This is a genomic window from Streptomyces sp. NPDC002784 (assembly GCF_053592135.1).
On the sequence record NZ_JBSFVD010000017.1, the window covers coordinates 82,311 to 101,262 of the forward strand.

At 72.4% G+C, this 18,952-nt stretch carries 8 protein-coding genes; 2 read left to right on the forward strand and 6 right to left on the reverse strand.

Annotated features, from left to right (window positions below):
* Window positions 1-199 precede the first annotated feature (199 nt).
* Window positions 200-1,831 (forward strand): (2,3-dihydroxybenzoyl)adenylate synthase, encoded by a 1,632-nt coding sequence (locus ACWD1Z_RS26120; protein WP_451122011.1) that lies wholly within the window; start codon window positions 200-202, stop codon window positions 1,829-1,831.
* Window positions 1,828-2,559 (forward strand): 4'-phosphopantetheinyl transferase family protein, encoded by a 732-nt coding sequence (locus ACWD1Z_RS26125; protein WP_451122012.1) that lies wholly within the window; start codon window positions 1,828-1,830, stop codon window positions 2,557-2,559. The genes ACWD1Z_RS26120 and ACWD1Z_RS26125 overlap by 4 nt, the downstream gene beginning before the upstream one ends.
* Here ACWD1Z_RS26125 and ACWD1Z_RS26130 read toward each other — a convergent pair.
* From ACWD1Z_RS26130 to ACWD1Z_RS26155, 6 genes are read right to left on the reverse strand one after another with little or no spacing between them, the layout of a single operon-like run.
* Entirely contained in the window at window positions 2,530-3,315 is a 786-nt protein-coding gene (locus tag ACWD1Z_RS26130; RefSeq protein WP_451122013.1) for a thioesterase II family protein, read from the reverse strand. The two genes, ACWD1Z_RS26125 and ACWD1Z_RS26130, sit on opposite strands and share 30 nt — an antisense overlap.
* Window positions 3,312-4,430 carry a Gfo/Idh/MocA family oxidoreductase gene (locus ACWD1Z_RS26135; protein ID WP_451122014.1) on the reverse strand — a complete coding sequence of 373 codons (1,119 nt, stop codon included), beginning with the start codon at window positions 4,428-4,430 and terminating at the stop codon, window positions 3,312-3,314. Before ACWD1Z_RS26135 ends, ACWD1Z_RS26130 begins: the two co-directional genes overlap by 4 nt.
* The gene (locus tag ACWD1Z_RS26140) at window positions 4,427-5,557 is read right to left on the reverse strand and encodes a saccharopine dehydrogenase NADP-binding domain-containing protein (protein WP_451122015.1); all 1,131 of its coding nucleotides are present in this window, start codon (window positions 5,555-5,557) and stop codon (window positions 4,427-4,429) included. The genes ACWD1Z_RS26135 and ACWD1Z_RS26140 overlap by 4 nt, the downstream gene beginning before the upstream one ends.
* Window positions 5,554-10,950 carry an amino acid adenylation domain-containing protein gene (locus ACWD1Z_RS26145; protein WP_451122016.1) on the reverse strand — a complete coding sequence of 1,799 codons (5,397 nt, stop codon included), beginning with the start codon at window positions 10,948-10,950 and terminating at the stop codon, window positions 5,554-5,556. The genes ACWD1Z_RS26140 and ACWD1Z_RS26145 overlap by 4 nt, the downstream gene beginning before the upstream one ends.
* Window positions 10,947-17,507, reverse strand: a complete 6,561-nt coding sequence (locus ACWD1Z_RS26150; protein ID WP_451122017.1) for an amino acid adenylation domain-containing protein — start codon at window positions 17,505-17,507, stop codon at window positions 10,947-10,949. Before ACWD1Z_RS26150 ends, ACWD1Z_RS26145 begins: the two co-directional genes overlap by 4 nt.
* Before the next feature lie 13 nt (window positions 17,508-17,520).
* Window positions 17,521-18,783, reverse strand: a complete 1,263-nt coding sequence (locus ACWD1Z_RS26155; protein WP_451122018.1) for a condensation domain-containing protein — start codon at window positions 18,781-18,783, stop codon at window positions 17,521-17,523.
* Window positions 18,784-18,952: the final 169 nt, after the last annotated feature.

Consider the following 18,952-nt stretch of genomic DNA (forward strand, 5'->3'; position numbering starts at 1 on the left):
GACGGGACAGCCGCCCGCACGCCGACGGGCCGGTCAACAGGACCGTAGGCGAGGCGCGGAGGCCGTCGGCCGTCTCTTTCATGGCTCTGTCGGTGCGCGGCCGGCGCCTCGCGCGCTGTCCGAGACTGACGGCAGCCTTGCCGTCGCGTGCCGCGCGGAAGCCGCCGCGTGCGACCACGCCGCCCTGCGGAGGATGCGGATGACCGACACGAATGCGATACCCGAAGCGTTCACGCCGTGGCCCGAGGAGGACGCCGAACGCTACCGGAAAGCGGGCCTGTGGCGGGGCGTCCCGCTCGGCAACGCCCTCACCGCCGCGGCCGGCACCACGCCGGAGGCGATCGCCGGGGTCGACCGCCGCAGGCGGATCACGCACGGCCAAGTGCGAACCGAGGCCGACGAGATCGCCCGCGGTCTGCTAGCCCTCGGCCTGCGCCCGGGCGACCGTGCCCTGGTCCATCTGCCGAACGTTGTCGAGTTCCTCACCGTGACCGTGGCGCTGCTGCGGTCCGGCATCATCCCCGTGCTCGCTCTCCCGGGCCACCGCCGCAGCGAAGTCGAGCATCTCGCGGCGGCCTCCGGCGCGGTCGCCTATGTGACGGTCGACCGCTTCCAGGGCTTCGATCACCGCACCCTCGCCCGCCACCTGCTGGGCATCCGGCCGGACCTGCGCTGTGTGATCAACGGCGACGCGCAGGAGCTGACCTCGCTCGACGTGGTCCGCGCCGCCGGGGCCGGGGCGCCCGCGCGCCCGCTGCCCGACGTGGACCCCTCGGGCGTGGCCCTGCTGCTGCTCTCCGGGGGGAGCACCGGCCGGCCCAAGCTGATCCCGCGCACCCACGACGACTACGCGTACAACATCCGCGGCTGCGCCGAGGCCCTCCGGTTCGGTCCCGGCTCCGTCTACCTCGCCGCCAACCCGGCCGCCCACAACGCGGCTCTCGGCTGCCCCGGCGTGTGGGGGGCGCTGATGGTGGGCGGCATGGCGGTGTTCGCGGCCAGCCCGTCGCCCGACGAGGTCTTCCCCCTCATCGAACGGGAGGGCGTCACCCACACCACCGTGGTGCCCGCGGTGGCCGCGCTGTGGTCGGCCGCGAGCGCGGGGCGGCGCGTCGACATGAGCGGCGTCCTGCTCCAGGTGGGCAGTTCGAAGTTCGACGCGGAGGCGGCCGGGCGCACCCAGCGCGCGCTGGGCTGCCGGATCACCAACTGGTTCGGCATCGGCGAGGGGCTGCTGACCCATACCCGGCTCGACGACCCCGAGGAGGTCGTCCACGGTACGGAGGGCCGGCCGCTGTCGGAGTACGACGAGGTGCGCATCGTCGACGAGCGGCTGCGCGACGTGCCGCCCGGCGAGGTCGGCGAGCTGATCACCCGCGGCCCGTACACCATCCGCGGCTACTGGAACGCCCCGGAGGCCAACCGGACCGCGTTCACCGCCGACGGCTTCTTCCGCACCGGGGACCTGGCACGGCTCACCCCCGACGGCAACGTGGTCATCGCCGGGCGGGTGAAGGACGTCATCAACCGCGGCGGCGAGAAGGTGTCGGCCGAGGAGGTCGAGCAGCATCTGCGCAGCCACGACGCCGTCCGCGACGCGGCCGTCGTGGGCCGGCCCGACCCCGCACTCGGTGAGGCGTCCGTGGCCTACCTCGTGCCCGAGGACGAGGACGGGGTGGACCTGGCCGGAATCAAACGCTACCTGTCGGGCCGGGGCCTGGCCGCCTTCAAACTCCCCGACGCCCTGCGGCTGGTGGCCGAGCTGCCCCGGACCCCGGTCGGCAAGATCGACAAGAACGCCCTGCGGGCGGACGCGCACGGTGACGCGTGATCGAGGAGCTGGTACGGCCGGACGCCGCCGCCCGTGACGTCTTCGGGGACGTGCCCGCGCACCGACTCTTCCCCGCCGAGCGCGAGCTCGTCGCGGGCGCCGTCGAGGAGCGCGTCCGGGAGTTCACCACGGTCCGCTGGGCCGCCGCGCAGTGCATGCGGCGGCTGCGACGGCCCCCGGCACCGCTGCTCCCCGGGCTGTTCGGCGCGCCGCGCTGGCCGGACGGGCTGGTCGGCAGCCTGACCCACTGCCGCGGTTACCGGGCCGCCGTGGTCGCGCCCGTGTCGGCTGCGTCCGGAATCGGGATCGACGCCGAGCCGCACGCCGCCCTGGGCCCGGGCATGCTCCGGCGCACCGCGTCGGAGAAGGAGCGGCGGCACCTCGCCGGACTGCGGGCGGCCCGGCCCTGCGTCCACTGGGACCGGCTGCTGTTCTGCGCCAAGGAGGCTTTCTACAAGGTGTGGTCGCCGGCGGTGGGCCGACCGCTGGGCTTTGCGGACGCCGAAGTCGCCTTCGACGCGGGGCCGCCGGACGACCGCGGGGGCAGGTTCGTCGTACAGCTGACCGGCCAGGCGCGTGGGCGGTCCGAGGAGCACGCCGGCTTCCCCGCCCTGCGCGGGCGGTGGACGGCGCGACGCGGTGTGCTGGTCACCGTCGTCGCGGTGGACGCGAAGGCCGTGGCGGCGGCAGGCGGCGGTTCACCGCCCATGCGGACGCCGTGGTGCTGACCCGTGCGCCGCGTACGGGGCGGTCTGCTCACCGAGCCAGTCCACGACCGCGCGCTCGCCGTCGCCGCGCACATAGAAGTGGTCGCCGGGAAACGTCGCCACCGTGAACGGGCCGGTCGTCACCGCACGCCACGCCTCCGCGTCCGCCAGGCCGACCTCCGGGTCCCGGTCGCCGAAGCAGATCGTCACCGGCAGGTCCAGGTCGGTGCCGCAGGCGGGTTCGTACGTCCCGATCAGCCGGTAGTCGGCGCGCAGCGACGGCAGCGCCATGGCCCGCACCTCCGGCATAGCCAGCAGACGGGAGTCCGTGCCGCCCAGGGCGCAGACGTCGGCCCACAGCCGGTCGTCGTCCAGATACGTGTCGTCGGGCCGCTGGCGTGCCGGGCCGGGCCGGCCGGAGACGATCAGCCGCCCGGGGCGGGTGCCGCCGGCGGCGGCCAGCCTGCGGGTCACCTCGTGCGCCACGGAGGCGCCCATGCTGTGGCCGAAGTACCACACCGGTGTGTCGTCGAGCTGGTCCAGCGCCTTGGCCAGCGGCTCCGCCAACTCGTCCATGGTGGTGCAGGGTTGCTCACCGGCGCGGTCCTCGCGCCCCGGATACTGCACGACCAGCGCCTCGACGTGCTCCGGCAACGCGCGGGCCAGCGGCCGGTAGAAGCTGGCCGAGCCGCCGGCGTGGGGGAAGAACACCATCCTGAGCGTCGCGCCGGGCCGCGGCGCGAAGGCCCGCAGCCACGTGTTGAAGACCACCGTCATGACGCCTCGCCTTCCGTCAGATCCTCCGCGCCGAGCAGCTCGGGCGGCCCGGGCCGGTGCAGGCGCACCGGCCCGCACACCTCGGCGACCCGCATCGCCAGCCGGGTGAGCGTGACATGCCGCTGCACATGCGCCTCGTTCGACGCCCCGGCCACCGCCTCCTGCCACAGTCCCGTCATCGCGCGGCCGGTCGCCCGCGGCCACAGCGTGCCCAGCACCTCGGCGTAGGACGGGCCGTGCGCGGGACCGATGGTCTGCACGGTCGGCACCCGCAGATGCGCCGCTGACGCGTCCGGGAACCGCGGCAGGTCCCGCAGCTCCTCCGGCATGTGCGGGCGCATGCTCCACAGCACCGGCCCGTGCGTGTTGACCAGCGTGAGATGACCGCCGTCGTAGCCGATGGTGATCCGGTGCATGAGATGACCGTGGTTGTCCGGTGCCGAGGGCACCAGTTCGTTCTGCAGCCGGAAGGTCAGCGGCACACCCCCGAAGCGGCCGCTGAGGCTGCGGTACGGCGGCGGAGGGCCGCCCGCCGGTGCCGGGAGGACCCCGTCGACGCCGAACGGCCTGATCGCCCCCAGCGCCTCGGCGAGGAGGTCGAACACCGTGAACAGCACCTGGAAGGCGCAGGTCACGTCGACGAACACCGGCCGCTGCCGGGCACCGGCCGCCCGGGCGTGGTCCAGGAAGCGCCGGACCGGTTCCACGTGCGGGTAGTGCGTGTTCATCCGGAACACCACGTCCTGCTCACGGGCTGTGCGCAGGCAGGCGAGCAACTCGTCCGGGTGCAGCGGATGTTCGTGCAGGACGTGCAGGCCGCGGCGCATGAGCTGCTGCGCCAGTTCCGGGCCGTGGCCGCCGGTCATCGCTCCGCCCACGACCACGCAGGCCATGCGGACGTCGTCGGGCACGTCGTCGGCACCGCTCCACAGCGGCACGCCGTAGTGCTCGGCGCACATCTTGCTGCGAGCGCTGCCCCGGGCGATGATCCCGGCCAGCTCGAAGGGGAAGCCGGGCCGCTCGAAGGCCGCGAGATAGGCACGCCCGAAGCCGGTCCCGGCGACGGCCACCCGCACCGGCGTCCCCGCTGCCGCGCCTCGGTCGCCGGCCGTCACAGCGCCCCCTCCTCCATCCGCAGCGGCCCGAGGAGGGGCTGTTCCAGGACCTCCAGGGTGGTGACCGCCGGGCAGGCGCGCAGCGCCTCCAGTACCGTGCCGGAGTCCAGCACGGTCGCGGCGAAGTGGATCCCGGGGCCGATACGGCCGTCCAGCACGTCCAGCGCGGCCAAGGCGGCGGTCAGTCCGGTGAGGGCGTAGGTGTCGTTGCCGCGCAGGGCCAGGCCGCGGGTCGCCGGCTCGCCACCGTGGCTGCCCGTCACCTCGAACAGCATCAGCTGGAACGGTTCCTTGCCGAACAGGTCGAGCGCCGCCGCCCGGGTCAGTTCGTCGGCGGCCCGGCCCAGGTCGGACTCCCCGCGCATGGCGCCCTGGAGCCGGCTCAGACAGCTCATCATGTGCGCGCCGCCCTCGAAGACGTTGAACCAGTCGACGTCCGACAGCCCGCACTCCGCCGCCACCTGTTCGGCCTCGAAGCTCAGATAGGGGTAGGCGTCGACCCGGCGGCCGGCGTAGGGCGGCTCGATCCCGGACCGCGGCTCCAGCTCCCGCTCGACGCGGACGCCGCCCCGGATCGCCGCCTGGGCAACGCCGTACGAACCGCCCAGGCTGAGCAGGTAGTCCGCCGCCCCCGCCGGGGTCAGCCGGTCCATGGTGCCGACATACGCGGTGAGCGTGCGCGGATGTGACATCGAGCGGGCCAGGAGCCGGGGCAGCAGGCCGGTGAGACCGGGCTGCATGCCCGCGGTGAGCACCGCGGTGCCGGTGAACGTGCCGGGCCGGTGCAGTGCCTCGAACACCGGCTCGTCACCGCCCGGATCGACATAGGCGGCCCCCGCCGCCAGCGCCGCCCAGGCCACCCGGTCCAGGACCTGGTACGACGGGCCGGCGCAGTTGAGGACCAGGCGGGCCCCCTGGCAGAACGCGGCCAGCGACCGGCCGTCGTGCAGGTCGACCGGCATGGCCTCGCCCCGCAGGCCGAGCTCGCCGAGCAGCGTGGCGGCCTGCCCCTCGTGGCGGCCACCGATCCGCACCGTCGCCCCGGGCCGGCGCTCGGCGAGGACCCGCAGCGCCGCGCTGCCGACGGCACCGTAGCCGCCGAGCACCGCGAGGTCGGCGCCGGTCACCGCTCGTCCTCGGGCAGGTCCAGCATGTCGCGGGTCAACTCCCCGCAGCAGCTGAAGTGGGTGCCCGGGATCTCCTCGACATCGAGGCGGCCGACGCATATGCCGTCCCAGTACGCGCGCATGTCAGCAGCCATGGTCGGCCAGATGGGTGCTTCCTCGCTGTGCACCAGCAGCCGGGCGTCACCGGTGTACACGCCGGGCGAGTGCGCCGCCGCGGCGTTGAACAACGCGAGCGTGCCGGTCAGCGCGTCCCCGATGTCCTTGGCCGGCCAGCCGAGGTGCCCGGCGATCGCCGCCACCCGCTCCTCACGGCTGCGGGCACCTGGTCCGGCGGCGGCCTGCGCGACCTTCCGGAGCGCGGCGTCCGGATGGTCCGCGAGCCCCGCCAGCGCGCCGGCGGGTATCTCCCCGGCCGGCACCAGCTCCGCCAGCGTCCGGCCCAGCGCGGCCTCGTCGGGGTAGCCCAGCTCCGCTGGGTCGGCGCCCGCGCCCTGGACGAACATCGCCTCGTACAGCACCTCGTCCCGGATGACGGCCGGCAGCGGATAGCTGCTCACCAGCGTCAGGCCGCAGACCGGCACGCCCAGTTCGCTCAGCTGCTGGGCCGCGGACAGCGCCAGCAGGCCACCGCCGCGGGCACCGACGAGATGGAAAGGACCCGGGCTGAGGGTGCGCACCTGCCGCACGATCCGCTGCGCCAGCTCGTCGATGTCCGGCGCCTCTCCGACCTCCAGATACGGGATCTGCACCACGGGGTCGTGCTCGCCCAGCTGCTCGCCGAGCCGGACGGCATCCTCGCCGAACCCGTCGTTGATCAGGACATGCACGGGGTTTCCGATCGCCTCGGTGACTCCGGTCAGCACGTAACCCTCCTTGTCGGTCGTCTCCGTATCGGCCGTTGCGCCATCGTCGAGGAACGCCGCGAGCTCCTGGACCGACGCTCCGTCGAGGAGCTGCCGCAGCAGTTCGTCGAAGAGGACGGCCGATGCCTCGGGGACGCTCTCCCGCAGCTGTGTCACCACTTGGGCGGCGAGCAGCGAGTCACCGCCGAGGGCGTAGAAGTTCGTGTCATGGCTGAGGTCGGCCTTGTCCAGCACCTCGCCGTAGACCCGGGCGACGGCCCGGTGCAGCTCGGTCGCCTCCTGCTGCTCGCCCACGGCGCCGCGGGCGGACTCCAGGCCGGGCTGTTCGGCCCAGGCGGCCAGCGCGGCGCGGTCGATCTTGCCGTTGCCGGTCAGCGGCATCGTGTCGAGCACGTGGAACGCCGACGGGATCATCTCCGCGGGCAGCCGGTCGGCCAGCCGGCGGGCGACCTCGTCGGTGTCGAGGTCCAGGCGGTCCTGCTTGAACCGGGCGGCGAACACGTGCATGCCGATGCCGGCCAGCTCGTCCACCGGCTCAGGCAGACAGTAGACCAGCTCCGCGCCGGCCTCGGCGAGCAGGTCCTGCCACTGCTGCCGGGCGATGAAGGTCTGGTCACGGCCGTGCCGTACGTCCTGGAAGTCACCGGCGGTGGCGTCGAACAGGAACTCCATCGAGGTGAGGACCTGGTAGTTGTCCCGCGTCGTCTCGATGAACACCAGCCAGCCGCCGGCCACCAGGGCCTCTCGCATCCGTCGTAGCACGGCACGGGCGTCCTTGGCGTAGTGCATGACGTTCCCGCACAGGATCAGGTCGACCGAGTTGGGGCGCACGCCCTGCTCGCGGAACGGCTCGTTGAAGTCGAACATCGCGTAGTCGACCCACGGGTACGCCCCGAAACGGTCGGCGGCCTTGTTCAGGAAGAAGCGGGAGACGTCGGTGAAGGCGTAGCGCACGTTCTCCCCGTCCAGCGCCGGGATGGTGTCCGCGCTGGTGCCGCCGACGCCGGCGCCGATCTCCAGGACCCGCAGGGGCGGCCCGCCCGGTCGGCGGCGCGCGACGCCCCGGACCGTGCTGGTGGCCAGCCGGTTCAGGTAGCGCGACAGGAAGCCCTCCATGTACGCCGCTTCCTGGATGCTGAGATCCCCTTCGGGGAACAGCAGTTGCAGCGGGTCCCGCTCGTCGCGCATGAGTTCCGGCAGGTGCTCGGACGCCGTCCTGAAGTACTCCACCAGCTCCGGCCGGTCGTGTGCCTGCGGCAGCAGCCGCTCCACCTCCGCCCAGGCCCGCGCCACGTCCTCGGGCTCCACCAGGCGCAGACAGCGGTAGCCGTCCTCGTGCTCCTGGAGGTAGCCGTTCGCGGTGCAGGCGGCCAGCCAGCGACGCACCAGCCGTTCGTGCCGGGGGGCGACCCGGGCGGTCCGCATGATCTCCGCCGTGCTGTGCCGCGCCGCGCCCGAGGGCCACAGACCGGACCGGCGCAGTACGTCGATCATGCGATGCAGGGCGGCCTCGTCGAGCACCTCGGCGAACTCGACCACCTTGCCGACGTCCACGCCGCCGCGGATCTCGTCGCCCGCCGCGACGACCTCACCGACCAGAGCGGGGTCCGTCGGCCGGGAGGGGGCGCCGGTGCGGGCGCTCTCGACGAAGGCGACCAGCCTGCGGTCGTTGCGCTCCCCCACGGTGGTCACGGCGACGGCGTCCAGCTCCGGGTCGGCGGCCAGCGCGGCCTCCACCTCGGCCGGCTCCACGCGGTGACCGCGGATCTTGACCTGGCGGTCGTCGCGTCCGATGAACTCGATGGTCCCGTCGGGCAGATACCGCCCCAGGTCGCCGGTGCGGTAGGCGCGTTCACCGGACGGCAGCCGCACGAACGAGCGGGCGGTCTTCTCCGGATCCCCGAGGTAGCCCTTGGCCAGTCCGGCCCCGGCGATGTACAGGTCGCCCACCACGAGGTCCGGGCGCGGACGCAGCGCGCCGTCCAGCACGTGGAAGCGCTGATTCTCCAGCGGCGTCCCGTAGGGGATGCTCGGCGCCTCGGGATCGACCCGGCCGATGGGGTGGACGATCGACCAGATCGCCGCCTCCGTCGCACCGCCGAGCCCCGCCAGCTCGACCGAGGGGACGTGGGCGCGGATCGCGTCGGGCAGCGACACCGGGATCCAGTCGCCGGACATCATGACGAGCCGTACGCTGCCGCGCTCGGTGTCCGCCCCGCGCCAGTAGTCGTCGAGCAGCGTCATCTGCGCGGGCACGGTGTTGAGCACGGTCACCCGGTGCTCGGCGATCAGCCGCGACCAGTGTGACGGGTCGGCGCGCCGGGCCGCCTCGGGCAGGACCAGGATGCCGCCGCGGCCGAGCACGCCGAAGATGTCGAACACGGACAGGTCGAAGGCGAGGCTGGACAGTCCCAGCACGATGTCGTCCGCGGTGACGGCGAAACGGCGGCACACGTCGTCGAGGGTGTTCACGGCCGCTTGGTGACTGACCTCCACGCCCTTCGGGGTACCGGTGGAACCGGACGTGAAGATGACGTACGCGCTGTCCTCCGGTGCCCCCTCGGGGCGGGCCGGGGGCTCCTCGGGCAGGGGAAGGGTGTCGACGTCGACACGGCGGCAGCCCTGCGGCGCCCCGGCCGCGGTACCCGAGTGCTGGAGCACCACGCCGACGCCAGCGCTGCTCAAAATCTGCTCCCGGCGCGCCTCGGGCTGGCCGGTCTCGACCGGAACGTACGTACCGTCGGCGAGCAGGACCCCGATCGCGGCGGCCACCTGGTGCCGGCTCTTCTCCATGAGGACGCCGACTCGGTCGCCGCGCCGGTGCCCGGCCGCCCGCAGTGCCTCCGCCACCGCGCCGGCCCGGTCCAGCAGTTCCCGGTAGGAGACCGCGCCGCCGGCGTCGACGACGGCCGTTCGCTCCGGTTGCGCCAGGGCCCGCTCGACCAGGGCGTCGGCCAGCAGGGCCGGACTGAGCGGCCGTGCCGTGTCGTTGACCGTGGCGCGCCGGGCGAGCTGGGCCGTTGGCAGCGTCAGCGGGTCGCCGGACCAGGCGGCGTCGTCGTCCGCCAGAGCGCGCAGCAGCGTCTCGAAGGCGGCGAACATGTCGTCCAGCACGGCCGGGGGGATCACGTCGTCGCGCGAGTCCCAGTTGATCTGCAGGCTGCCGTCGGCCTCCATCGCCTGGCAGTCCAGCCAGGCCTGCGGGGTCTGGCTGATGCCCTGACGGATCGGCGTGCGCATGGGGTTGGCCTTGTCGGGCGCGTCGGCCAGCCCGATGGCGCTGGTGAAGACCACGGGCATCAGGCTGCTCTGCTGCCCGCGGCGCCGGCTCAGCTCGCGCAGCACCTCCACACCGGTGAACAGGCGGTGGTCCAGGTCCTCGAAGAGCCGCTCGCTCATGGCCTTGGCGCGGCCGGTGAAGTCCTCGGCCGCCAGGGTGTCCACGGCCAGCAGTTCCACCGAGGTGAAGTCCCCTACGATGTTCGCCACGTCCGGGTGGAGCGGCAGCCGGCTGAGCACCGTCACGTCCAGCGTGAACCGCGGCTGCCGGCTCCACCGCCCGAGCACCTCAGCGTAGGCGGCCATGACCACGTTGGACGCCGACAGGTGACGGGCCCCCGCACGTCGGCGCAGGGCGGCCCATGTCACTTCGTCCAGCCGCAGCTCGCGCCGGGTGAACCGGGCGGCCCCGTGACGGCTCGGCCGGGCGACCATGGGCAGCTCCGGTGCGGCCGGAAGGTCGTCGAGGCGGTCCAGCCAGTACGCCCGGTCACGCTCGTACACCGGCCCCTGCCGCACCTGTCGTTCGGCCCGCAGATAGTCACGGAAGCCGATGGCCGGCGCCGGCAGCTCCGCCCCGGGGTCCGCGTAGTAGGCGCCGAACTCGTCCAGCAGGCGGTAGATGCTCACGTAGTCGGCGATCAGGAAGTCGATCGAGAAGTGCAGCACGGCCCGGTCGGGCAGCTCGGTGACCTCGATGCTGTACAGCGGGCACTCGGTCACGTCCTTCGACTCGTGGGAGAGCCGCTGCCGGGTCGCGGCCAGCCGTTCCTCACCTGCCCGGGCGGGCAGCCCGCGCACGTCGGTCCAGGCGATCTCGAACGGCGGCGGATCCTTCAGCACGCGCTGGAAGCCGTCGTAATCGAGGACGGCCCGGAGCATGTCGTGCCGGTCCACCACGGTCGACCAGGCCCGGCGCAGCCGGTCGCGGTCGAGGCGGTCGAAGACCAGCTCGCCGTAGGCGTGACAGGGCACCGAACCGTACTCGAACGCGTCGCGTCGCCCGAGCAGATAGGCGGCCTGGACGTCGGTCAGCGGGAACGGCTCGTACCGCGCCTCGGGCTCGGCTCGCACCGTCTGGTCGTCGCGGTCGCGCAGGGCGCGCAGGACGTCGTCGCGCCGGCTGACGATCAGGTCGCGGCGCTCGGGCGTCATGGCGCCTTCCGGACCGCGGAAGCGGACCTTCCCGTCGTCTTCCCACAGGTGGATGCCGGCCTGTTCCAGCTCGGTGATGATGCCGCTGGCGTTCACAGCACACCTTCTTCCAGTCGGATGGGAGCGTCGTGATCACCGGCCGGGAGGGCCAGCTCGTCGATGAGGGCCGCCACCTGGGACAGCGTGGGACGGTCGAACAACTGCCGCAGCGTGAGCTGCACCCCGAACCGCCGGTCCAGGCGCTGTGCGACACGGATCGCGGTCAGGCTGTCGCCGCCCAGCTCGAAGAACCCCGCGTCGCGGGAGATTTCGTCCATCCCCAGCAGTTCCTGCCATACGGCGGCCACCGCGCGCTCGGTCGCGCTGCGCGGTGCGGTGAACGGCGCCGGGGAGTCGGTGACCGGCGCGGTGGTACGGGCCAGGGCTGCCCGGTCGACCTTGCCGTTCGGGGTGAGTGGCATCTCGTCCAGGACCCGGACGTGCTCCGGGACCATGTAGCCGGGCACGGCCTCGGCCAGCCAGGCGCGCACCGCCTCCGGGTCGGGGTCCGCGCCGGTCACCGCGGCGACCAGGCGTCGGACCGGCCCGGTCCGTTCGACCCACGCCACGGCGTGCGTGATGCCGTCCAGTTCGCGCAGCCGGGTCTCGATCTCGCCGAGTTCGATGCGGTGGCCGCGGATTTTGACTTGGTGGTCGGTGCGGCCGAGGAATTCGAGGGTGCCGTCGGGGTGGTAGCGGCCCTGGTCGCCGGTGCGGTAGTAGCGGTGGCCGTCGGGGGTGGTGGGAAAGGCGGTGGAGGTGCGGTGGGGGTCGGCGCGGTAGCCGCGGGCGAGTCCGGTGCCACCGATCCACAGTTCACCGGGGACCCAGTCGGGGCGGTCGTGACCGTGAGGGTCGACGACGCGGTAGTGCTGGTTGGCAAGGGGGCGGCCGTAGGGGATGGAAGTCCAGGCGGGGTCGATATGGGTGACGTCGTGGGCGTTGGACCAGATGGAGGCCTCAGTCGCGCCGCCGAGAGCGACCAGATGGGCGCGGGGCGCAGTGGCACCCAGGCGGGGGTGCAGATCAAGACCGACCCAGTCGCCGGAGACCAGGGCGAGCCGGAGAGCGGGCAGCTGCTGATGGTCCTCGGCGGCGGTGAGGAGCATGTCGAGGAGGGTGGGAACGGTGTTCCAGATGGTTACGTGATGCTGGTCGACGAGACGGGTCCAGGCGGTGGCTTCGCGGCGGGTGTCCTCGGTGATGGTGACCAGGCGTCCGCCGGCGGCAAGGAGACCGAAGATGTCGTAGACGGAGAGATCGAAGTCCAGGGCGGAGACAGCCAGCACGGCGTCGTCGGCGGTGACGTGGTACCGGGAGTTGATGTCATCCACGGTGTTGGCGGCGGCGGCGTGCGTGATCTCGACGCCCTTGGGTTCACCCGTGGAACCGGAAGTGAAGATGATGTAGGCGAGTTCGTCGGGTGAGGTTTCGGCGGGTGCGTCCAGGGGGGTGTGAGCCAGGGCCGTATCGAGGCTGATCGTGCGGGCTCCCGCCCAGTCGACGGACTCGGCGGTGAGCGCCAGACGGGCGCCGGCGCTGTGGGTGATGCGGTCGCGGCGGCGGGGAGGCTGGTCGGTGCCGATGGGCACGTAACAGCCACCAGCAGCCAGGACACCAAGGACAGCAACAATCTGTTCGGGACCCTTGGGCAGGCAGACGGCAACAGGGTCACCGGGCCGCAGACCGCCTGCGTGCAGGCACCCGGCCACGGCCAGCGCCTGCTCGGCGAGCCGACCATAGGTAAGGGAGGCGGCTTCACCGATCACCGCGATGCGATCGGGGGCTCGTACCGCCTGCTCGAAGACCGGAGCGTGCAACAGACGAGGCGTGACAGGGCATTGCGTGGCATTCACCTCCGCCCGCACCCGCGCCTGATCAGCCGGGAGGGCGACGCGCGGCAACGGCCGGTCCCAGTCGTGGTCGGCCAATCGCTCCAGCAGACCGCGCATCGCGTCGGACGCCGCTTCGACGACTCCGGGGGCGAACAGGCTGTCGACGTAGTCCCAGTTGACGTCGAGTCCGCCGCCCTGCTCGATCACCTGGCAGTCCAGGGTGACCTGGGGCGTCTGGGAGAGCCCTCGGGTCCGGGTGCCGAACGACAGCTCCAGATCGGGGAAGTCCCCGGCGACCCCGAGGGTGGAGGTGAAGACGACGGGCATGAGCATGTGCGCGGCACCATGGCGCTGCGCCAGTTGCTGCAACACCCACACCGCGGACACGCCGCTGTGCTCCATCCCCTCCCATGCCTGCCCGTGCACCCGGCGGACCGTCTGCGCCCATGGCTCGTCGGGATGGCTCTCGTGGCCCAGCAGCATGAGGGAGGTGAAGTCACCGACCACCTCGTTGACCTGCGGGTGCAGATCCTGGCGGTCGAAGACGGTCAGGGAGAGGGTCAGCGCGGGCTCCGCACTCCACGCGGCCAGCACCTCGGCGAACGCGGTCGCGACGACGGTCGAGGCGGTCAGCCCGTACTCGGCGGTCCGCCGGCGCAACGCCTGCCACCGCTCCGGTCCGATCCGGAACTCGCGGCGCACGAAGCGGGGCCGCCCCACCTGCTCGGGCTCGGTCCGCACCGGAAGGGCCGGCGGCGCGGGCAACTCCTCCAGCTTGCGCAGCCAGAACTCCTCGTCCCGCTGCCGGGCGTCGGCGCCGACCTTGGTGCTGAGCAGGTAGTCGCGGTACGACAGCTCCAGCTCGGGGAGTTCCAGATCGGGGTCGTCGTAGCGGGCCGACAGCTCCGCGAGGACCGTGACGATGCTGAGCGCGTCGAGGACGACGTAGTCGAAGCCGATGCCGAGCACGGTGCGGCCGTCCTCGCACTGGACCGCGCGCACCTCGTACAGCGGCCACCGGGTGACGTCCCGCACCTGGCTGTCCATACGGCGCAGCTCGGTCACCGCCTCCTCGTGGTCGTCCGCCGTCGTCGTCCGGATCTTGAAACGGAACTCCGGCACGCTCTCCAGGATCCGCTGGTGGCCGTCATCGTCGAGGACGGCGCGCATCATCTCGTGGCGCCGTACTACTCCGTTCCACGCCGCCTGCAGACGGCCCAGATCCACCGAGTCGGCCTCGAACTCCCAGTACCACCACGAGCCGACGCCGCCCAGGGTGAGGTCTTCCTGACGCCCCAGCCAGTAGGCCCGCTGCACATCGGTCAGCTCGAAGGGATCGTGCCGGTGCGCCGGGTCCGCGACGATCGTCCGGGGGTCGTCTCCCGGGGAGTGGTCGAGCCGTGTCAGCCGGGCGGCGAAGCCGGCCACGGTGGGGGTTCTGAACAGATCGCCCAGGTGGCCGGAGAGCCCCTCGCGGCGCAGGGCCGCGAGCATACGCGTGGCCAGCAGGCTGTCACCGCCGAGATGGAAGAAGTTCGACCGGGCGGTGACGGAGGGCACCTCCAGCAACGCCGCCCAGATGGAGGCCAGGGTGGCCTCGATCCCGGTCGGTGCGGCGTCCGCCGACACCTTCGCGTCCGCCATGGCGGAGACCCGCGCGGCGAGGTCCGCGCGTACCCGCGCCCGGTCGACCTTGCCGTTCGCGTTCAGGGGCAGCGTGCCGGCGACCTCGATGTGCGTCGGGACCATGTATTCGGGCAGGTGCTCGGCGGCGGCGTCCCGCACCCCTTCCCGCGGGGCATCGGCACCGTCGTGTGCCACGATCAGGGCGCAGAGGGTGTGGTGCAGCTCCGGCAGCACCACGGCGACGGCTTCCCGCACCCCGTCGACGCGCTCCAAGGCCCTTTCCACCTCGCCGAGTTCGATGCGGTGGCCGCGGATTTTGACTTGGTGGTCGGTGCGGCCGAGGAATTCGAGGGTGCCGTCGGGGTGGTAGCGGCCCTGGTCGCCGGTGCGGTAGTAGCGGTGGCCGTCGGGGGTGGTGGGAAAGGCGGTGGAGGTGCGGTGGGGGTCGGCGCGGTAGCCGCGGGCGAGTCCGGTGCCACCGATCCACAGTTCGCCGGGGACCCAGTCGGGGCGGTCGTGACCGTGAGGGTCGACGACGCGGTAGTGCTGGTTGGCAAGGGGGCGGCCGTAGGGGATGGAGGTCCAGGCGGGGTCGATATGGGTGACGTCGTGGGCGTTGGACCAGATGGAGGCCTCGGTCGCGCCGCCGAGAGCGACCAGATGGGCGTGGGGTGCGGTGGCACCCAGGCGGGGGTGCAGATCAAGACCGACCCAGTCGCCGGAGACGAGGGCGAGCCGGAGAGCGGGCAGCTGCTGATGGTCCTCGGCGGCGGTGAGGAGCATGTCGAGGAGGGTGGGAACGGTGTTCCAGATGGTCACCTGATGCTGGTCGACGAGACGGGTCCAGGCGGTGGCCTCGCGGCGGATGTCCTCGGTGATGGTGACCAGACGTCCGCCGGCGGCGAGAAGACCGAAGATGTCGTAGACGGAGAGATCGAAGTCCAGGGCGGAGACAGCCAGCACGGCGTCGTCGGCGGTGACGTGGTAACGGGAGTTGATGTCGTCGATGGTGTTGGCGGCCGCGGCGTGAGTGATCTCGACGCCCTTGGGTTCACCCGTGGAACCGGAAGTGAAGATGATGTAGGCGAGTTCGTGGGGTGAGGTTTCGGCGGGTGCGTCCAGCGGGGTGTGAGCCAGGGCGGCATCCAGGCTGATGGTGCGGGCTCCCGGCCAGTCGGCGGGCTGGGCGGTGAGCGCGAGACGGGTGCCGGCGGCGTGGGTGATGCGGTCGCGGCGGCGGGGAGGCTGGTCGGTGCCGATGGGCACGTAACAGCCTCCGGCAGCCAGGACACCGAGGACAGCGACGATCTGTTCGGGACCCTTGGGCAGGGAGACGGCAACAGGGTCACCGGGCCGCAGACCCTGGGCGTGCAGGCATCCGGCCACGGCCAGCGCCTGCTCGGCGAGCCGACCATAGGTAAGGGAGGCGGCTTCACCGATCACCGCGATGCGCTCGGGTGCTCGTACCGCCTGCTCGAAGACCGGAGCATGCAACAGACGAGGCGTGACAGGGCATTGCGTGGCATTCACCTCCGCCCGCACCCGCGCCTGATCAGCCGGGAGCGGTACGGGAAGCTTCTTCGACCAGGCGGCCGGGTCCTCGGCCAGCAGCCGCACGCGCTCCACGAAGGCGGTGAACATGGCGGCCGGCACACCCTCGCTGAACAGGTTCTCCGCGGTTTCCCAGTTGATCAGCACGCCGCCGTCCCGCTCCATGACCTGCAGGTCGATCCACACACCGGGAGTCTGGGAACTCATCCAGACGGGCTGGCCGAACAGTTCCAGCGCGGGCGGTTCGAACAGCTCGCCCATGCTCAGCGCGCTGGTGAACACCACCCCGGTGCGGTGGGCGTGCCCGGTCGTCGTCCGGGCCAGGTCACGCAGGACCGAGGTGCCACCGTAGCTGGAGTGGGCGGCGTCCCGCCGATACTGCTCCTGAAGGGCGCGGGCGCGTTCGGCGAACGGACGGCCCGCGTCCGGACGGGTCTCCAGCAGCAGCAGCTCGGTGAAGTCGCCCACCAGCCGGTGCACGTCCGGGTGCACCGGAAGACGGTTGAACACCGGCAGGTTGAGCAGAAAGTGCGGAGTGTCGCTCCACGCCGCCTGCACGTCCGCGTACGCCGTCGCCAGCGCCAGCGACAACGTCACGCCGTGGTCGCGGGCGTGCCGGTCAAGACGGGCCCGGGTCTCGCCGGACAGCCAGGTGTGACGCCGTACGGTGACGACCTCGCCGAGCCGTTCAGGGGCGGTGCCCAGGGGTAGCGCGGGCGCGGTGGGAAGCGACTCGGCGCGCTCGCGCCAGTACTCGGCATCGCGCTCCCGGCGCCGGGCCGACCGCTCCACCAGGGACAGGTACTCGGGATAGCTCAGGTCCAGCGGCCTGGCGTCGAGACCGTCGTCGGAGTACAGGCGCGCCAGATCGGAGACCAGGATGCGGAAGCTCCCGGCATCACTGACGATCATGTCGATGTCGACGAACAGCCGGCAAGAGCCGTCCGTGATCAGGGCCAGTCGCACGTCCAGACCGCGCCCGTCCTCGATGCGCAGCGTCTGATGCGACAGCCGCGCCCGGATCTCCGACAGCCGCCGCTGCCGCGCGTCCTCGTCCAGTCCCCTCAGGTCCATGACCTCGTCCAGGCCCCGGAGTTCGGGATGCACGCGCTGGATGCCGTCACCGTCGATCTGCGCGCGCACCATCGGATGGCGGCTGCGCAGCGCCCGGACGGCGCGGTCGAGACGGTTCGGGTCGAGGTCGGCGTCGAACTCGAAATAGAAGTGCGACCCGGTCCGCATCGGCATGTTGGGGCGGCGGCTCGACCAGTAGGCGTGCTGCATGGGCGCGAGCTGGAATGCCTGCCCGGGTTCGGCCGCCGGGGGTGCCGGGGCCGCGGCGCCGCCGACGCTCGTCAGCCGCGCCCACGCCTCGACCGTGGCCTCCTCGATCAGGTCGCCGAAGGTGACGTTCAGGCCGGCGTCCTGCCAGGCGGTCGCCAGGGTCATGACGCCGAGCGAGTCCAGGCCCAGGACCACGAGGTCGTCGTCCGGGGCGATGTCGGTGACCGGGAGGCCGAGTTTCGCGGCGACTTCCGCCCGGATGTCGTCCGCCGACAGCACCGGGGGGCGCGTGATCCGGTCGATGGGTCGCTCGATCATGCGGACCTCTCCTTCAGGCCACGGCGTGGCCGGTCGTCGTGCAGATCTCGACGTAGGTGGCGAGCAGCTCGCGGGCGAACTCGGCGGAGAAGCGGTCCGGGTTGAAGAACAGCAGGATGCGGACGGTGTCCGCGGTCGGCACTGCCACCAGCTCCAGTTCGAACCGCGTCGCCACCCCGTCCGGCACCAGCACCTCCACGTCCAGCCCGCCGGCCCGGGTGCTGTAAACGGGGTCGGGCATCATCTGGAAGACCACGTCGTCCGGCCGCCGTGTGGTGTCGGCCGGCGTGAGCGGCAGCATGTGCAGCGGCATCGCCTGGTGCACGAACGCCTCCATCACGGTGGCGTGGGTGGCGCGCAGGTCTCGGGCGAAATCCGCTCCGGGCCGCAACCGGGTGCGCAGCAGCACCATGTTGGCCAGGAACCCGACCGTGCGCCGGTACTCCGGCGTGCGGTTGGCGAACAGTGTGGCCACCGTCAGGTCGTCGCTGCCGCTGACCTTGCGCAGGGCGCGGTAGTAGGCCGTCAGCAGGGCGACGAACAGGGTGCTGCGCTCACCGCGGGCAACTTCGTCGAGGGCGCGGACGGTGCCGGCGTCGAGCACGTGCTGCACGAGATCGGTGTCGCGCGCCGCTCCGGGCGTGGCGGGTGACATCGGCAGCGGCGGCAGGCTCAGCCCGCTGAGCTGCCGGGACCAGAACGAGGTGAGCCGCTTGCCCGCCGCCGAGGCCAGGGTCCGGCGCTGCTCCGCGGCGAACGACGAGTAGGGCACGGCCGGTTCCGGTGCCGGTTCGCCCTCGGGCCGGTCCAGCGCGGCGCACAGATCCTCCAGGATCACGCGGCACGACCAGGCGTCGGTGACCATGTGGTGCATGTTGAAGCAGAGCACGTGATGGTCGGCGGCGAGCCGGAACAGGGTGAGCCGCACCCCGCTCCGCACGGGGTCGATGCGCGACCCCAGCTCGGCGGCGACGGCGTCCTCGGCCGCTGCCTCCGGGTTCTCGGCCGTGGAGAGGTCGACCTCGCGCAGTTCGGGAGCGACGCTGTCGGCGACGAGCGCCTTGAGCCGTCGGCCGCCCCCGGTGAAGGTCGTGCGCAGCGCCTCGTGCCGGGCGAAGACCTCGGCCAGGGCACGACGCAGCCGCGCCGGGTCGAGCGGGCCGCGCAGACGGCACAGGGTCGGACAGTTGAGGGCGCCTTCCTCACCGCGGTAGCGGTCGAGGAACCAGAGCAGGGTCTGTCCGACGGACGGCTGGGTTTCGGCTGGGGCTACCACGTCGGCAACGTAGCCACATCGGCGTCCGGCACCGGCGCACCTTGAAAGAAAGCTGCGAGAAACCCGGGCGGCGCCCGCCGGCACCTTCACGAACCTGTCGCGGACCGGACCGCCATGCCGGGCGAGGCCCCATCGTGGACCGGGGTGCGCGCCGCGCGTCCGCCCGGCG

What these genes read in the sequence shown, in the direction of transcription:
- ACWD1Z_RS26120 (WP_451122011.1), top strand. Translation starts at nt 200, where the DNA reads ATGACCGACACGAATGCGATACCCGAAGCGTTCACGCCGTGGCCCGAG.
- ACWD1Z_RS26150 (WP_451122017.1), bottom strand. Translation starts at nt 17,507, where the DNA reads ATGATCGAGCGACCCATCGACCGGATCACGCGCCCCCCGGTGCTGTCG.
- ACWD1Z_RS26130 (WP_451122013.1), bottom strand. Translation starts at nt 3,315, where the DNA reads ATGACGGTGGTCTTCAACACGTGGCTGCGGGCCTTCGCGCCGCGGCCC.